Source organism: Clostridium sp. UBA2485 (genome assembly GCF_002341865.1).
GTDB lineage: Bacteria > Bacillota > Clostridia > Clostridiales > Clostridiaceae > Clostridium_J.
The window spans coordinates 65,642-82,520 of record NZ_DDOV01000011.1 but is presented as its reverse complement, the minus strand read 5'-3'; the positions used below and the strand labels follow the sequence as shown (position 1 = coordinate 82,520).

Annotated in this window: 23 protein-coding genes; 17 read left to right on the top strand and 6 right to left on the bottom strand. The window is 27.0% G+C overall.

Going from position 1 to position 16,879, the window contains the following annotated elements; all coding sequences use genetic code 11:
- Positions 1 to 1,081: 1,081 nt before the first annotated feature.
- The 8 genes from B3603_RS01610 to B3603_RS01575 all read left to right on the top strand — a co-directional run bounded on the left by B3603_RS01610 (position 1,082) and on the right by B3603_RS01575 (position 6,685).
- Positions 1,082 to 1,456 carry a phage holin family protein gene (locus B3603_RS01610; protein WP_291559932.1) on the top strand — a complete coding sequence of 125 codons (375 nt, stop codon included), beginning with the start codon at positions 1,082 to 1,084 and terminating at the stop codon, positions 1,454 to 1,456.
- 356 nt (positions 1,457 to 1,812) lie between these two features.
- On the top strand, positions 1,813 to 2,310 hold the full coding sequence (locus tag B3603_RS01605) for a hypothetical protein (RefSeq protein WP_291559930.1): 498 nt from the start codon (positions 1,813 to 1,815) through the stop codon (positions 2,308 to 2,310).
- Between the two features lie 273 nt (positions 2,311 to 2,583).
- Positions 2,584 to 3,012, top strand: coding sequence for a Fur family transcriptional regulator (locus B3603_RS01600; protein WP_291559927.1), 429 nt, complete (start codon positions 2,584 to 2,586; stop codon positions 3,010 to 3,012).
- A gap of 10 nt (positions 3,013 to 3,022) precedes the next feature.
- A complete protein-coding gene (locus B3603_RS01595; protein WP_291559925.1) occupies positions 3,023 to 3,988 on the top strand; it encodes a metal ABC transporter solute-binding protein, Zn/Mn family in 966 nt (321 codons plus the stop codon).
- A gap of 1 nt (position 3,989) precedes the next feature.
- Positions 3,990 to 4,676, top strand: a complete 687-nt coding sequence (locus B3603_RS01590; protein ID WP_291559922.1) for a metal ABC transporter ATP-binding protein — start codon at positions 3,990 to 3,992, stop codon at positions 4,674 to 4,676.
- Positions 4,673 to 5,500 carry a metal ABC transporter permease gene (locus B3603_RS01585; RefSeq protein ID WP_349676771.1) on the top strand — a complete coding sequence of 276 codons (828 nt, stop codon included), beginning with the start codon at positions 4,673 to 4,675 and terminating at the stop codon, positions 5,498 to 5,500. The genes B3603_RS01590 and B3603_RS01585 overlap by 4 nt, the downstream gene beginning before the upstream one ends.
- Before the next feature lie 4 nt (positions 5,501 to 5,504).
- Positions 5,505 to 6,077 carry a hypothetical protein gene (locus B3603_RS01580; RefSeq protein ID WP_291559919.1) on the top strand — a complete coding sequence of 191 codons (573 nt, stop codon included), beginning with the start codon at positions 5,505 to 5,507 and terminating at the stop codon, positions 6,075 to 6,077.
- A gap of 332 nt (positions 6,078 to 6,409) precedes the next feature.
- Positions 6,410 to 6,685 carry a DUF1599 domain-containing protein gene (locus tag B3603_RS01575; protein WP_291559940.1) on the top strand — a complete coding sequence of 92 codons (276 nt, stop codon included), beginning with the start codon at positions 6,410 to 6,412 and terminating at the stop codon, positions 6,683 to 6,685.
- A gap of 294 nt (positions 6,686 to 6,979) precedes the next feature.
- On the opposite strand, the gene B3603_RS01570 is transcribed toward B3603_RS01575, so the two are convergent.
- Both B3603_RS01570 and B3603_RS01565 read right to left on the bottom strand, forming a co-directional pair.
- The gene (locus B3603_RS01570; RefSeq protein WP_291559917.1) at positions 6,980 to 7,327 is read right to left on the bottom strand and encodes a DUF3147 family protein; all 348 of its coding nucleotides are present in this window, start codon (positions 7,325 to 7,327) and stop codon (positions 6,980 to 6,982) included.
- 14 nt (positions 7,328 to 7,341) lie between these two features.
- Entirely contained in the window at positions 7,342 to 7,614 is a 273-nt protein-coding gene (locus tag B3603_RS01565; protein ID WP_291559915.1) for a metal-sensing transcriptional repressor, read from the bottom strand.
- Between the two features lie 213 nt (positions 7,615 to 7,827).
- Between B3603_RS01565 and B3603_RS01560 the strand changes: the two genes are divergently transcribed.
- Positions 7,828 to 7,968 (top strand): hypothetical protein, encoded by a 141-nt coding sequence (locus B3603_RS01560; RefSeq protein ID WP_163247953.1) that lies wholly within the window; start codon positions 7,828 to 7,830, stop codon positions 7,966 to 7,968.
- A gap of 226 nt (positions 7,969 to 8,194) precedes the next feature.
- Positions 8,195 to 8,578 (top strand): hypothetical protein, encoded by a 384-nt coding sequence (locus tag B3603_RS01555; protein ID WP_291559910.1) that lies wholly within the window; start codon positions 8,195 to 8,197, stop codon positions 8,576 to 8,578.
- A 180-nt stretch (positions 8,579 to 8,758) separates the two neighbouring features.
- Here B3603_RS01555 and B3603_RS01550 read toward each other — a convergent pair whose 3' ends face one another.
- Together B3603_RS01550 and B3603_RS01545 are read right to left on the bottom strand one after the other, a co-directional pair.
- Positions 8,759 to 9,235, bottom strand: coding sequence for a GNAT family N-acetyltransferase (locus B3603_RS01550; RefSeq protein ID WP_291559908.1), 477 nt, complete (start codon positions 9,233 to 9,235; stop codon positions 8,759 to 8,761).
- 218 nt (positions 9,236 to 9,453) lie between these two features.
- Complete coding sequence (locus B3603_RS01545) at positions 9,454 to 9,861, bottom strand: NUDIX hydrolase (RefSeq protein ID WP_291559907.1); 408 nt, start codon at positions 9,859 to 9,861, stop codon at positions 9,454 to 9,456.
- A 677-nt stretch (positions 9,862 to 10,538) separates the two neighbouring features.
- Between B3603_RS01545 and B3603_RS01540 the strand changes: the two genes are divergently transcribed.
- The 7 genes from B3603_RS01540 (at position 10,539) to B3603_RS01510 (ending at position 14,042) form a co-directional block, all read left to right on the top strand.
- A complete protein-coding gene (locus B3603_RS01540) occupies positions 10,539 to 10,673 on the top strand; it encodes a hypothetical protein (protein ID WP_291559905.1) in 135 nt (44 codons plus the stop codon).
- Between the two features lie 60 nt (positions 10,674 to 10,733).
- On the top strand, positions 10,734 to 10,895 hold the full coding sequence (locus B3603_RS01535) for a hypothetical protein (RefSeq protein WP_291559902.1): 162 nt from the start codon (positions 10,734 to 10,736) through the stop codon (positions 10,893 to 10,895).
- Between the two features lie 7 nt (positions 10,896 to 10,902).
- Positions 10,903 to 11,076, top strand: a complete 174-nt coding sequence (locus B3603_RS01530; RefSeq protein WP_291559900.1) for a hypothetical protein — start codon at positions 10,903 to 10,905, stop codon at positions 11,074 to 11,076.
- Between the two features lie 187 nt (positions 11,077 to 11,263).
- Positions 11,264 to 11,449 carry a hypothetical protein gene (locus B3603_RS01525; RefSeq protein ID WP_291559898.1) on the top strand — a complete coding sequence of 62 codons (186 nt, stop codon included), beginning with the start codon at positions 11,264 to 11,266 and terminating at the stop codon, positions 11,447 to 11,449.
- Positions 11,450 to 11,469: 20 nt separating this feature from the next.
- The gene (locus B3603_RS01520; RefSeq protein ID WP_291559895.1) at positions 11,470 to 11,823 is read left to right on the top strand and encodes a hypothetical protein; all 354 of its coding nucleotides are present in this window, start codon (positions 11,470 to 11,472) and stop codon (positions 11,821 to 11,823) included.
- A 188-nt stretch (positions 11,824 to 12,011) separates the two neighbouring features.
- Positions 12,012 to 12,878: a DMT family transporter gene (locus tag B3603_RS01515; protein ID WP_291559893.1), complete on the top strand. Its 867-nt coding sequence runs from the start codon at positions 12,012 to 12,014 to the stop codon at positions 12,876 to 12,878.
- 27 nt (positions 12,879 to 12,905) lie between these two features.
- Positions 12,906 to 14,042: a ComEC/Rec2 family competence protein gene (locus tag B3603_RS01510; protein WP_291559891.1), complete on the top strand. Its 1,137-nt coding sequence runs from the start codon at positions 12,906 to 12,908 to the stop codon at positions 14,040 to 14,042.
- Between the two features lie 84 nt (positions 14,043 to 14,126).
- Here B3603_RS01510 and B3603_RS01505 read toward each other — a convergent pair whose 3' ends face one another.
- Both B3603_RS01505 and pflA read right to left on the bottom strand, forming a co-directional pair.
- Positions 14,127 to 15,215 (bottom strand): AI-2E family transporter, encoded by a 1,089-nt coding sequence (locus B3603_RS01505; RefSeq protein ID WP_291559889.1) that lies wholly within the window; start codon positions 15,213 to 15,215, stop codon positions 14,127 to 14,129.
- Positions 15,216 to 16,114: 899 nt separating this feature from the next.
- Complete coding sequence (pflA, locus tag B3603_RS01500; RefSeq protein ID WP_291559886.1) at positions 16,115 to 16,861, bottom strand: pyruvate formate-lyase-activating protein; 747 nt, start codon at positions 16,859 to 16,861, stop codon at positions 16,115 to 16,117.
- Positions 16,862 to 16,879 lie beyond the last annotated feature (18 nt).

The following is a 16,879-nucleotide window of genomic DNA, read 5'->3' as shown; positions in this document are numbered from 1 at the left end:
AATACTATGGAGAGGCTACATTTGCTAGTCTCTTTATAATAAGCTACTGCGTAACTTTAAAAAGAAATCAATTCTAAATTTCTCAGCTACCACTGAGAAATATCCGAAATTGTGAATTGTGAACTGTGAATTTTAAACTTAGTAGTTTTAGGGATGATACCAATAAGTGTTAATTATTTTAAGAAATAGATTAAATTTAGGAGTGGTATATCTATAGCTGCATTAGATCAAATTGATAGTTTTCAATGTTATTAATATATTTTAGTACTGGTAGAAAAACTGGTGCTTTTTCTATGCATAAGAATAAAAGTGAGGTGAGATATAATAAATATTTATAGTTCATATAGGTGTATAACTTGTAAGAATAAGTTTTTATTATTACGTGAAGAAGTTGAAAAATAAATAAGAAAAAAGTATTTAACATGTCCTCATTGTAATAGGATATCTCGGAAAAATCCGAATATTATTTATATTAAATTATTCTAGGAGCTAGTAATTAATTGATAATTTCAAGGTGACAAGCTACGAAAGACTTATAAGATTCTTAACAAATATAATATGTAAAAATACTTCCATTTGGAAAGATTACAATGTAAATAAGGCTCTTAATATGTTTTGTTTTATTATTAAAAATAAGAATAGCTAAGCAATATGATAAATGTATTACTTAGCTCATTTTATATGTGGAGTTTAATCGTACAATAATATTATAAGTAGAATTTATAATATTATACAAAAAAATTAAGGCTATGTAGTTGAGAAAATCACTCTAAAACAGAAAAAATTGTTATTGAATATCGAAGGAATCTTAATATTGCTAAACATTATAAAATGACTATAAATATGCTATTCAATTAAAGAAAACAGATATTCAAGTATGAGATACAAGTTATAACTGTTTATTAATGGATTAATTATAATTAATAAAACACTAAAAAAAGATTAAAATTTAAATTAAATTTCTCATATTTTTTAAATATAAATAGTATTAAATATATATTCTTCATTATTTATTATATTTCTCAATTATATGAGCATACTATAATATGTGACAATAAAAATTTATAAGGGAGGAATTTTAATGGAACAAGATAAAGAAAATAAAAGAAATGATTCAAATAATAATAGTATTTGGGGGTGGATAGTAAGATTAATATTAGTTGCAGTTGTTTTAGGTATAACATCATTTTTCACACCTGGATTTACTATTCATGGATTATGGTCATTTTTGATAGCTGCACTTGTAATAACTGTATTAGATTATTTCGCAGAATCACTTATGGGAGTTGACGCATCTCCTATAGGAAAGGGACTAAAAGGATTTGCCATTGCTGCTGTAATAATATACTTAACACAATTTTTAGTTCCAAATATGAGAGTATCTATAATAGGAGCATTATTAGCAGCTATAGTTATCGGAATTTTAGATGCACTATTACCTGGAAGGATAATGTAATCTAACTATTTTGTAAAATACTTTATCTAAAACACAGTTTTAAAAAGTAATCATATTTTTAAAGTAAGTGAGTTAATTTTATATTAGATTGAGATCTAGAAATATTGAGTATTTAGTTTACTTTAAATAATACATAAGAGCTTGCAAAAGCTCTTTTTATTATGTTTAGTTAAACATTCAATAACGTATCCATATATTAATATAGAATATGTAATAATAATTTAAGAGGATTTTAAATTCATTTATGTAGATATTTCCAAAAATATATGATAATATAAATTTTGGAATTGAATATATTGTATAGCTAAAATATAAATAATATTTAGTAAATTATTATTTTAGATAGGAGAGTAAGTATGTATAAAGATTTTTTTATCAGCCAAAATGAACAAGAGTTTTACCCAGAGGTTTCTTGTGGAATAGCAAGCTTATCAATGTTGTTAAAATATCATGGTATATCAGAATGTGAAGATTTTAAAACCTTAGGTGAAAAGTTAAATTTTAAGTTACCTCCTAAAGAAAAAGGATATGATGAAGATGATTCGCCTTGTGGGGTTTATCCAGAGGATATTTTTAAATTTTGTGTTGAAAACAAAATTAAATTTAGAATGTCATTTTATGATGATGAATGGAAAGAATCTTTAAAAATAGCGCCTATTATGGTTCTTCTTACAGGTGATGAAGAAGAATTTGGACTTAGAAATAGCCATTGGGTTGTATTAATAGAGAGAAACAAGGACTACTTTACGTACTATAATCCTTGGTATAAAAAAGAAAATGAGGAATATATAAAGCATATTTGGTACAAAGATTTTCACAGATATTATACAGGAATAGCTTGTCAGATATTGTAATCTTATAGGTAGTATGAATAGGTATAATAATTAAGTATGAGAAATAAAAAGGACTATCTCAAAATNNATTTTGAGATAGTCCTTTTTATAATGTGGATTATTATGACATCATAAACCTAATTGTCAAGAAAATTTTAAAATTAAATCTAAAATATTTTAAATAAAAGGATATGAAAAAAATTATGCTTATTTATCAAATGATATTGACAAATAAATTAAAATAGTGATATTCTTATTAAAACTGATTCCGAGTTTCGATAAGGAGGTATTATTATGTTAAGTACAAATAAACAATCTAGTATTTCAAGAAATACTAAGCAAAAAGCACTAATACTTGATTGTATGCAAGATCATAATGGAGAACATATTACAGCTGAAGAAATTATTGATATCTTAAAAGCAAATGGAACTCCAGTAGCAAAGTCTACGGTATATCGTTATCTATCACAATTAGAGGAAAGTGGTTTAGTGAGAAAATATTTGCTTACAGAAAATCAACCAGCTTGTTATCAATTCATAGGTGAAAATACAATATGTCAAGAACATTATCACCTCATGTGTCAATCTTGTGGTCAGATTGTACATTTTGAAAATTCTGCACTTCAGAGATTGTTTGAAGGTATAAAGTCAACAGATGGATTTACTATTGATGGACGTAGAACTGTATTTTATGGATTATGTAAATCCTGTGCAAGCTCATAGGAGGATAAAAATGAAAAAGTTATTAGCTATTTTTACAATTGCAGCAATGATGTTTTCTCTTACTGCTTGCAATAACACAAATGAAAATCAGAAAGTTATTGATCATAAACTCACTATTGTTGCATCACTATTTCCACAGTATGATTTTACACTTCAGATTGTGGGAGATAAGGCAGATGTTAAATTACTCTTACCACCAGGAATAGAAAGTCATACTTTTGACCCTAAGCCTAGCGATATGTCAAATATTTATAATGCGGATATGTTTATATATACGGGTAAATATATGGAACCTTGGGCTGAAAAGGTGGTAGAAGGGGGAATAAATAAAAATTTACTAGTAATTGATGCATCCAATGGTATTAGTTTGGTAAAAGAAGAACATGACCATGATGAGCATAAGGAGGACCATGAAGAAGATCATCTGGCTGAGGATGAACACCATCACGAATATGATCCACATATTTGGCTTGACCCGACTTTAGCAATGAAGATGGTTGACAATATCGTAGCTGGACTTTGTGAAAAAGACGTCATCAATGCTGAATTCTATCGTAAAAATGCAGATAATTATAAAAAAGAGTTACAGAAATTAGATGATGATATTTTTAAAGTAGTAAAAAGTAGTAAACGGAACACATTGGTGTTTGGAGGACGTTTCGCCTATAGTTATTTTCTAAATCATTATGGTTTAAAGTACGAATCTGCTTATGATTCTTGTTCCACTGAAGGTGAGCCGAGTGTCCAAACCATAACTTCCATTATTGATTATATAAAGAAAAATAACATTTCTTGTATATATCATGAAGAGTTTGTAGATCCAAAAGTAGCCAAGTCTATTGCACAGCAAACAGGTATCTCAGCAGAACTTTTTAGTACAGCACATAATTTATCAAAAGATCAACTAGAGGATAAAACAACCTACATTAATATTATGCGTGAAAATCTTGAGAGTATCAAAAAAGGGCTGAATTGATATGTGGATTTTAAAAGTTTCTCACCTAGACATATTTTATGAATCCGTATTGGCTGTAAAAGATGTGAGTTTTGAAATAGCCGATGGAGATTATTTTTGTATTGTAGGATCAAATGGATCAGGTAAAAGTTCACTAGTAAAAGGTATATTAGGACTTGTACCATTTAATAGAGGAAAAGTGGAATTTAATATATCAAAAGAGCAAATAGCTTATTTACCTCAGATTAGCACAATTCCTTCTGATCTGCCTGCTACAGTTTATGAGATCGTAATTACGGGAAGACAAAAAAGCGCTAAGAGAATCCCTTTTTACTCAAGAGATGATATAAAAGCGGCAAAAGAAGCTATAGCACTTTTAGAAATAACAGATATATCAAACAAGCAAATTGGAGAACTTTCAGGTGGTCAGCAGCAAAGAGTACTGCTGGCCAGAGCACTATGCAAAAATCCTAAATTATTAATTTTGGATGAACCTTGTTCTGGTTTAGATGAAGATATTACGAAGAGTTTATACAATATATTATCAGACTTAAACACCAAGCATAATATCACAATTCTAATGGTTTCTCATGACTTAAATAAAGTTAAAGATTATGCCAATGGTGTAGCTGTAATGGATAATCACTTAAGATTTTGTGGGAACATAGAAGAGTGGCAAGTTTTTAGAAGAGGGGATATAAGAAAATGACAATAAATAAAATATTTGAAATTTTTAGTTATCCTTTCGTTACCCGTGCTTTGATTGTAGGTTTACTGGTATCTCTTTGTGCTGCTCTTCTCGGTGTAGTATTAGTACTAAAACGTTACTCATTAATCGGGCATGGTCTTTCAAATGTTGGATTTGCATCTCTATCTCTAGCTATGTCTATGGGACTATCTCATTTATATACATCTATGCCTGTAGTAATTGTAGCTTCATTTATCATTATGGCTGTTAGTCAGAAAAAAGGTGTAGCTGGAGATGTAGCTATTGGAATTGCATCAACAGCTTCTCTTTCAGCAGGTGTTATCATAACATCTATAACAAGAGGATTTAATATAGATGTTTGCAACTACATGTTTGGTAGCATATTAGCAATGAATAATTTTGATATTTTATTGAGTGTTATAGTATCAATCTTGGTAATAGGGCTTTTTATTTTATTTTATAATAGGCTATTTCTCATAATTTGTGACGAGAATTTTGCCAAAGCTTCCGGTATTAATGTTACAATGTATCAATTTCTAATCTCCTTCTTAACAGCTCTCACTGTAGTGGTTGGAATGAGGATTATGGGTACGCTTCTCATTTCAAGTCTCATCATTTTTCCTGCTATAACTGCTAAAAAAATGGTCCATAGCTTTAAGGCACTAGTAATTACTTCTGCCATTATTTCTGTGGTTTGCTTTATCATTGGAATAATAGTGTCCTTTATTTTCAATATGCCAACGGGGGCGAGTATTGTTACAGTAAATATCGTCATGATGATTTTTTCGGAAGTTGTGAGCAAATGCATTAGAATAGGGAGATGAAAAAATGAAGAAAATGTGTTTAATGACACTTATTTTTGTATTGGCTATAAGTGTAGGTGGTTGTGGCACTTCTAATCAAAGTATGCTTAATAACTATTTGGATAAAGAGACAGTTGATAATTCTATTGCACCTGATACATCGAGTAATACACATGATTTAAATGGGCAAAGTGAAAAAAATATTGATAGAGAGGACTCTAGTTCTGAAAAGCAATCAAGACCTAAGGCCGATATTATAATTCGTGATAATTTCTTTCTTGGACAGCTTGATGATATGTATATTAATTTAAGTAGTTATAAAGGTAAGATTATCCAATATGAAGGATTTATATACAACCTAGCAGAAGAAGAGAATGCAAAGGAACCATTTGCCGTTTGTCGTAAATATTTTTGCTGTGGTACAGATGCATATCTTGTGGGATTATCATGTGAGTTTGATAGGGATATACCTGACAATAACCTCTGGGTAGTTGTGACAGGTATATTAACGGAGGACGAGGAAGGCCATTCTCCCTATTTGAAAGTAATGGATTTATCTATCTTAAATGAGCCAGGTAATGAATTTATATATAAATAAAATTTTATAAAAATTGAGTAGTAAAGAAGAGTGTAGCTGATTTAAAACGTAAATTATGTTAAATAACAAATGCTTTAGTAAATAGGTTGTGTGTTACATTTTTACTATTTTAGAGTTCATTACAAGCTAAAATTAATCACAATAATCGTTTTGTGCATATTTCTATTTTAATTGATTACTAAATATATAATGTTTTAACATGAAAATTATATCTTGATTATGAAATATTCTATAGAAACTATGAAAGTGAGGTCAAAAATATTTAGATAATTAAATAAACAGAATTTGTAGAATACTATAGATATGTTAAATAGAAATGTTAAGGAGAGATAATTATGGATAAGCCATCTAAACATATGGAAATATGTAAAGAACTAAATAGTTTATACACAAGAAAAAATCATGACTATGGAGATAGCTTTGGCAAGGGATTTAAAGAATATGGCATGGTAATGCCAATAATAAGATTAGAAGATAAATTAAGTAGGCTTAAGTCGTTAATTAAAACAGAGAATAAGGTTGATGAGAGTATAGAAGATACATTAATGGATTTAGCTAATTATTCTATAATGACATTAATAGAATTGAAAGAGGAAAAAGTTAAATAAAATTAAAAGCATATTAAATATGTAATTAAAAGAAAAGCATATTGATTATAGTAAAAACTACAAATATATTGAAGTTGCCAAAAAGAATAAGTTTTATAAAAGCATCTAGCCGACTAGATGCTTTTTAGTTTCATTTTTGTAGAATCTATAAAAATGTAAATACTAAATTAAAAAGAAAATTATAATAGAGATATATTTAAATTACATTTCAAAACAATAATTTATGTAATAATTAAAATTTATTCTTTTTTAATATTGAATAATATAGTTTAATGTTAAATTTATAATAATAATTTATAAATTAATGCCAATTCTATTTAAAACATAGGAATAGGCGGTATAAAAAATAATCATAAGAATAGAAGAAAAAATTATTGATTGAATAAAACTAAAGTCATGTTTAAGCAAAATAGCTAAAGTTACAAAAAATAATATTGAAGGTAAGATCATAAAACATATAGATGAAGATAAGGAAATTACTTGATTTATGTCTTTAGTATCATTATAAAGCCATATTAAAGCTAATATGGAAGTTATAGGTAAAGATATAATGATAGCTCCAATAAAAGGAGATTTTTTGCTAATAGTAGATACAATAGCAATTAGAAGAGATGATATTAATGTTTTTAAAATAAACTGCATACCCTATATCTCCTTTATTTTAGAAATTTATCTAGGGCGCTTTTAAAATCATTAAGAACTTCTGTATTATTCGTTTCTATAGCGTCTATAACACAATGATTGATATGATCTTCCAGTATTATCTTTCCAACATTATTTATGGCAGAACGGACGGCAGATATTTGAATTAACAGTTCACTACAATCTCTACCTTCTTCAGCCATGCGCTTTACAGCTTCTAAATGACCTATAGCCCTAGAGAGCCTATTAATTACATTTTTTTGTTGTGGATGATTATGATTATGCATATAATTTGCTCCTTTCATATCCCTATATGAGGGATATGAAAATTATATCACTAAGCTTAACAAAAGGCAAAGGGACATAATATAAATATAAGTTTTTCAGAGGGTAAAATTACCTTATAATTTAGCTTTATTTAAGAAATAGATCCTGAAAACAATTAAATGAATAGATTATTTTTATATGGTGATTCTAACAGTATAAAAGGAGGAAGATATATGACTAATAAACGTAAATTTACTAAAAAGCAAATGGCATCATTAGGATTAAAAAAAACTGAAAATGGTGATTATGATTATATAAATCCAGAAGAGAGAACTAATTCAAAATATAGGTCTATAAAAAAAGAGTCTAAATAAGACTCTTTTTTTATATAAATTAAGAGGATAGTATTATAAAGTTAACATCAAGACATAAGTTATTTTTCTTTCTTTTTATTTATATGCATATTTAAAGTGAAAAAGCTCATAAAAAAGTAAAATTTATAATAATATGTACAAATATGGTTGAATGTATAACATTCTTTATATTACAATGATATAGGGAGATAGTTGAATATATTACTTTATAAAAAAGGGGGATATTATGAAAGTTAAGCGTTCTAAAATATTATTAATTTCAGCAATATTAGGTTTATTATATTCAATATATATTATATCACATTTTAGTAGTGGAATATTTGGCAGTAAAGAAAGTACAGAAATTGTAGGGGCAGCTATAGCAACAGCGCTAGTTACACCACACATAATTTTAGTTGTTTTAGCAACAATTTTTAATTGGATAGCATATTTTTCAAATAAAAGAGGCTTTGCACTTACAGGAGGTATTTTATATGCGGTAGGTGGAGCTGTTTTTATTATGTATATTATATTTGTCATTCCATCAATGATATTAAGCTTTGTTGGATATGTGAAGTTAAAGAAGATTATAGAAATAAATAATTCTATAACAATTGACGATAAGAAGTAATAAAAAATATATAGTTTAAATATAAATTTTTCAACTATCTCAAGTGAAGCAATTGATAGAAATCATATAACAGTTGATTTAAGTTACAGCACAGATGAGCGGGCATATGTACATGAACCCTTGTTTTAAACGTATGATTAAAAAGTAGTTATAGGTTTTATACCTATAACTACTCCAATTTTAACCTAATAATTTCTTTATGAACAATACTCTGTCTCCACCATTGCCATCATAATTTGTAGATACAGAAATTCCATCAATCTCATTATCTCCCTTTTTTATTTCAAATCCCATTTTTTTATGGAATGCTATAGACCCCTTATTTACAGGAGATGTTACAGAATGAACTGTAGTACAACCTAGTTTATTTACTGTATTAAAGAACAATTCATATAATTCTTTTGCAATTCCTGATTTCCTATAATCTGGATGAATGCCTATAAAGTGAATATATGCTTCATTTGGATAACTCTGTGATATAAAACCAATTAGAAATCCTATAATTTTATCATTTTCTTCTGCTATAAAACTAGTATTTTGAAAATGGTTAAAAAATAATCTAGGTAGTATATCACTCATATGTCTTCCACCCCACCAAGCATCTATTACTGCTATAATTTCGATATAATCAGACTCTTGCACTGTACGAATATTCATTTTTAACACCTTCTTTTTTAATAATACAACTATTATGATAAAACATTTTAATGTAAATTATAACATTAATTATTAGATTATAATAGAATAAACAAAAATTCGCTAAAGAGGATTTCTTCTTAAATTTTTTATTTTTGATTATTAATTTTTAAGAGGTTAAACTATTTTTATAGAAGATTTATTTTTCAGAGTATATTTTCAACTTTCATATTAGATACCTATATGCTACATTTCAAAGGTAATGTTTTTTCATATAAATATGGTTGAATTTTAGGATAGGTTAGATCTTTTGGGAGTTCATCAAATAGTTTTACTTCCCCAATCTCTGAAATTGGTAAAATACCCATTTCACTTATTTCACAGAAGAATAGTCTTCCAAACACTTTTTCATTGGAATCATTCATTGAATAATCACAAACAGGGTTCATATTAAATTGTTTTGCACCAGTCTCTTCGAACAATTCCCTTTTAGCGGTATTATCAATAGTTTCTCCTAGTTCTCTATGACCTCCTGGAATCTCCCAAGAGCTTCTTTCACTATGTCTTACATAAACCCATTTTCCTTGATATACAGTACTTATTACTGCAAATTTTAGTTCTTTATCATCAATTTTACCTATTTTCATAAATTTTCACCTTTATTCCTTATCACACAATTACATTATAAAATGATAACATAAATACTTTAATTAGTGTAATGGCCCTTTTTATTAGCTTCAGTATGGCATATTTCAGTTTATTAGTTAGTAGTAGTAAAAATATTGAAGAATTAAAATCTAGAACTTCTTTAGATTATGAATTTAACAATAATCCTGTATATTTATTTCAGATATTAATTATAGATTTAACTTATTCAATATTTGCGGAGATAATATTATTAATTATTTTATTTATAGAAAAATTTATTATAATTGTTAGTTCAAATATTTCGATATACATTCAATTAATAATAAATCAAATACTATTAGTTCATATCTTAATGATATTAATAAGAAATATTAAAAATATATACTTAATATTTTGGAAATCTAATTAAAAAGAGTTCATTGAGAGCTCTTTTTAATTTTAATATTTCTTTTATATAATGTTTAAATTGCATTAGAAATATATAGTCTTTAAGATTGGAAAGTATGTAGCAAAAAAAATATATATGAATAATTATTTAGTTTTTATTTTTAAATAAAAGTATGACAAGCTATATTTGGGAATAGGATATATTAATTACCAATATTTTATAAAAATTACTAAAAATTCTTGTAGCTGTTTACTACACGTAGTATAATATAATTAAGGAGGTGATCCCGTGGCTGTGCTAATTGATCTATTAGATTTAGTGTTAAAATTGTTAGGAATAGTGATTGCAATACTAACGATAAAAAGTCTAAATCAACAAAATAAAAAGAACGCCCCTAAGTCCAAAAAGAAGCGTTCTAAATAACTTGAGGAAAGGAGATAGAACTCCTTCCTATAGAATAAATTATAGCACACCTAAAATTGAATGGAAAGAAAAATAGAAGTTACTGAATTAGTAGTAATTTTTTTTACAATAACATGGTTAGGAAGAACATGCTTTAGTAGAGCAGGGTTATTAGATTTAATTGGGATACCTATAATGTTATTAGCTACAATTAAGATATTTACTAAATGGTTTAAAAGGTGATTTAATAATGGAAAAGACGAGGCAAACTTTAGCAAATCAAAATTGGGAAAAGAAAAACAGAGAATATGCTAGTTATTTAAAAAGTCGCTCTAGTGCAAGAAGCTTTATAAGAAATAAGGCAACATTAGAGGATTTAGAAGAACTAAAGACATTAATTAAAATAAGAGAAAACGAAAAATAAAATAAGATAAAAAATAGTCAAGTATAAGATAAGAGATATATATCTTATCTTATACTTATATATTTTAAATTTCTCAGCTTTTGCTGAGAAATATCCATAATTGTGAATTGCGAACTGTGCATTGTAAATTCAATAGTTCTACTTATAAAGAAATCCTCATAAGTTCATAATAAAGGAGGATTTATTAATGAGAGAACAGCAAAATTCAAAAACTTTGATAGATATAGAGGATTCTTTAGACCAGATAGATTTAGAAGAATGTAGAAATGAAAAGAAAAAAATAAATTGTAAGCCTATAATGTGGGCTATGTTAGGTATAGGAACATTATATTTTTTATACATCATATATAGAACTTTTGGAGGTTATTTATAAATATATTCGGGAGGGGTTATATGGAAGATACTCGTTACGGACAATATACTATTTATAAATATGAGATTGAAGAGAGGTATCCTTATAATATTGAGGCACAAATTGAATATGCTAAGAGCAAGGGTGATAAACAATTTTATATAATGTTTTTATGTGAAATCTGTGAAAAGATTTCTAATAGTGCTAATGGAGCTATAGAGAGTTTCAATTTTACCCCTTATCAAATTAATTCTATTTTTAAAGCCTTAGCTTTTGCTATACAAAATATTGATATAGAAGATGATGAACATAAGTTAAAATATATAGAAAGTAAATTGATTCCTACAGTAGGTGGTATAATAAGACAAAGTAAAGGAAGAATAACAGTAAAATAATAATCATAAAAACTTACAGCTTATGCTTGTAAGTTTTTTCTTTTTAAAAATGTCTAATATTAAATATCTGTATTAAAAAATTGAATTGTTACTTAAATGTTTAAAAATTTAGAATAAATTATTAACACTATTAAAAAAAGTCGTTGTAAGATAAAATTAATATAGTACAAAAGAAAGGATGTGAAGTTATGGACAATAAAACAAAGGGAATATCATATATGCTTTTAGCATCTTTTTGCTTTGCTATAATGAGCCTTTTAGTTAAAATTGCAGGGGACGTACCTTCCGTTGAAAAAAGCTTTTTTAGAAACATAGTTAGTTGCGTTGTTGCTTTAGTACTTATTATAAAGAACAAGGAAAGTTTCTTTGGAAAAAAGGAAAATCAGAAATATCTATTAGGTAGATCTATATTAGGAACATTAGGGGTAATATTATATTTTTATTGTATAGATAACATGGTATTATCAGACTCTTCTATGTTAAATAAGTTAAGTCCCTTTTTTGTTATAGTTTTTTCTGCTTTATTTTTAAAAGAAAGGATAACTAAGGTTCAATTAGCTGCAATAATTACAGCTTTTTTAGGAAGCTTATTAATAATTAAGCCATCCTTTAACATGAATATAATGCCTGCATTAATAGGTGTTGCTTCTGCAGCTTTTGCGGGAGGTGCATATACATTTGTAAGATTTTTAAGAGATAAAGAAAAATATTATACTATAGTTTTCTATTTTTCTTTTGTGTCTATATTATTTAATCTTCCTTTGATGATAATGGTATATAAACCTTTAACTTTAAATCAATTATTAACATTACTAGGAGCAGGAGTTTTTGCTTCTATAGCACAATTTTCATTAACAGTATCATATAAATATGCACCAGCTAGTGAAATATCTATATATGACTATGCAAATATAATTTTTACAGCTTTATTAGGAATGTTCTTACTAGGAGAAATTCCAGATTTATTAAGTATATTAGGATATGTAGTTATAATTTTAGCTGGATTTTTAATGTTCATGTATAATAAAAGAAAAGTTGAAAAATTAAGTTCATAAAAACTAAGGAAATTAGGAGGGATACAAATGAAGAAAGGAATTTTTAAAATTAAAAACTTATTTATATTTATAATTTTAATAATGACTTCTATATTTTTAATTGGATGTGCAGAAATATCTTTAGAAGAAGGAAATGAGGAAGATGTAGTTGCAGATTCTACGGGGAAACTTACAGTGCACTTTATTGATGTAGGGCAAGCAGATAGCATTTTAATAGAACAGGGTAACTCTACAATGCTTATTGATGCTGGTAATAATGATGATGGAAAGATTATTAAGGATTATCTAGGAAAAAGAAATATAACTAAAATAGATTATTTAGTAGGTACACATCCTCATGAAGATCATATAGGTGCTATGGATGATGTTATTTACGGCTTTGAAATAGGAAAGATTTTTATGCCTAAAAAAACTTCTACTACAAAGACTTATAGAGATGTAGTAACAGCTGCTAGTAAAAAGTCATTAAAATTTACAGCTCCTAAAGTGGGAGATAGCTTTAAACTAGGAGAAGCTACTTTTACCATATTAGCACCTATAAAAGATTATGAAGATGCTAATGATAGTTCAATAGTTTTAAAGATGAAATACGGAAATAACACATTTTTATTTACAGGAGATGCAGAAGGTCCTTCAGAGCAGGATATTTTAAATAAGAAAAGTGACTTAACCGCAGATGTTTTAAAATTAGGGCATCACGGATCGAGAACTTCTTCCTCAGATAAATTTTTAGATGCAGTCAATCCTAAATATGGAGTAATAACTTGTGAGAAGAATAATGATTATGGACATCCCCATATTGAAACTGTAAAAAAGATGAAAGAAAGAAATATAAAACTTTATAGAACAGATGAGCAAGGTACAATTGTAGCTACTAGTGATGGAAAGAAAATAACCTTTAATAAATCAGTAGCTAGCTATAAAGAGGGAGTAAGAAAAAATAAAGAAGAAAATAATATCCAAACAAAAAATGAAGGTGATAAGAATACTATTAATAAAAGTAATAATTCTAGTAAAATAGTATACTTTACACCTAAAGGAAAGGCATATCACTACAAGAAGGATTGTAGCACTTTATCAAATAGTAAAAATATATTAGAGGGTAGTTTAAAAGATGCTAAAAATCAAGGAAAAAACAATCCTTGTGAAAAATGTGCAAGCTAATAAGTAAATATATGTATATAAATAAAAGATGCGACATTGTCACATCTTTTTATTTAATAAATTCTAATTATAAAATATTTTGGTTTAATTTGATATTTCTATGTCTTTAGATCTTTGTTTAGATCGAATATAGTATTGATAAATATTTTTAACTAATATTTTAATAATGTTATATATTGGTACTGCTACAAAGGCTGCAAAAAATCCACCTAAGTATACACTTGCGGTAATTACTATAATTGTTGTAAGTGGATACATATGAAGCTGATTGCCTGTTATATTAGGAGTTATTATATTGCCTTCAAGTTGTTGAACAATTACTGCTAATATACCTATTTTAACAGCCATTGGAAAACCCATTCCTAGAGCTATTATTAAAGCAGGAAATATTCCTAATATAGGGCCTAAGAATGGAATAAATGAAGTTATAAAGGCGAAGAAAGCTAATACAAAAGCATTAGGCATTCTTATTATCAAATATCCTATAAACATCAATATACCTATTATACAGGCAACCATCATCTGAGCTGTTATATATTGTTTAAGTACTGTATCTATTTCTTTAGCGATTTTTATTATAAAGCTTTTAATCTTTACAGGTAATATTTTAACAAAGGAATTATAAATTTTGTACTCATCTTTTAATATATAGAACATAATAATAGGAATAAGTATTAATTGAGCAAAAAAATTACTTACAGAACCTACTACGCCTGCAACCCCTATACTTATATCTAAAAATGAACTAGTTATAAAAGATGCGGTTTTCTTCAGAATATCATCAATTTTTAATAATTCATTGAGTTTCGGATATAAATAATTATATTTTTCTGATAAGTTTTGAATACTTACAGTAAGATTTGTAACTAAGCTTGAGCTTTCTTTTGCTATGGTAGAACTAGCATAAGTGGATATGCCTATCAACAATATTAATATAGATATTATAGTTATTGTTGTTGCTAATCCATTAGAAATATTTTTAGATTTCAGAAACCTATTTATAGGTCTTAATATATAATATAAAAATATAGCTAAAATAGCTGGTATTAATACAGCATCTTTTAAACTAACTAAAGGTGTAAAAATAAAGTCTACTTTAGTCAATAAGAAAATCATTAGTAGGGCTAAGTTTATTATGATAAGATATAAAATTGTTTTGTTTTCTTTTAACATATTATCCTCCAATAATATTTAATATATTTAGTATTTTATTATATTTTTATATATTATGTAATACAAAATAAAAGCCCATTTCGGTATGGGCTTTTAAAACTATTGCATTGATTTTAAATCAATAATTTTACTTTTTTTAGGCTTTAAATTTAGTGTATCCATTATTCCTTCGTATTCTGCTTCAACTGCTTGGAAAATAACAGATAAAGTTTCAAATACAATTTCAGCATCAAAATTATTGTTGAAAGGAATGGAAGCTTTTGCACTGACTACGTTTTGATCTTCATAGAAAGAAACATATTTATAAGTAGAATTTAAATCATTAAATAATTTATNNTAATTTATAAAGTTTAATTTTTGTATTTTCATCACTTGGTGTACTTGTTATGTGAAATACATATATATCAGCTAGAGTATCATCATCTCTTAAAGCTATAACCGCTCTTTTTTCTGTTCCTCCACCTAAAACTGGTTTTTCAACACCATGAACAGTTATTTTCTCAGGAAAAGAGAAGATAGTAAATTCATCTATATTCATTCCTTTATTCATAGGTATTTGGTGTTCTTCAATGAATTTTTCAAAAGCCTTAGTGTTTAGTCTCATTAGCTTGTCCCCCTTCAATATAGCGAGAAATAATTCAAAATATATATAATGGTTACATTATCTCATAAAGTAATTAATAAGTAAATATCAAATATTATATGATTGATAAATGATAATTATTACCAAAATGTGGATAAAATTGTGGATAATGTGGAAAAAAATGTAATAAGTGAATAAAATTACTTTTTCATATATAATTAATTGGAAAAGGAGCGAGTTAGAGGTTTAATATAAAAAAAGGCTTAACTCTAAATTGAAAACTATTTTAGAGCTAAACCTTTTTCATATTATTAGGTTAGGATACTTTTATATTAGTTTTATCTAAATCCACAAGAGAATATAAATAGGCTTCTAATTCTTTCGTTTTTTCTTTATCCATAGCTGGAACATCTTCCAATTTATATTTCATACCCAAAGCTTCATACTTATTTACTCCTAATAGATGATAGGGAAGAAGTTCAATTTTATCCACATTTGGAATTTCTTCATTTATTATTTTAGCTATTTTTTCTATATGCTCTTTAGAATCCGTATGATCAGGGATAATTACATGTCTAACCCAAACTCTAGTGGTGCTTTTTCTAAGAGCCTCTAAGAATAAGTTAACATCTTTAGTATCTTGTCCTGTTAGTTTAATATAACCAGTGCTATCTATATGCTTTATATCAAGTAGAACTAAATCTGTATATTTTAATATTTCATCATAATGACCATGTCCATAACCAGCGGTATCAATGGCAGTGTGTATTCCATGCTGTTTGCATTGTTTCAACATATCAAGTAGAAATTCATCTTGAAATAAAGGGTCTCCCCCAGAAAATGTTACTCCACCACCTGAATTTTTAAAGTAGGGTTTAAATCTAATAATTTTTTTTACTATTTCATCAGAGGTCATCTCATTGCCACCATTCAAACTCCAGGTGTCTGGATTATGACAATAAGCACATCTTAATTTACATCCTTGCATAAATACTATTGTTCTTATACCAGGACCGTCTACAAGTCCCATGCTTTCAATTGAATGAATTCTTCCTTTTACCATAATATCTTCTCCTTAATT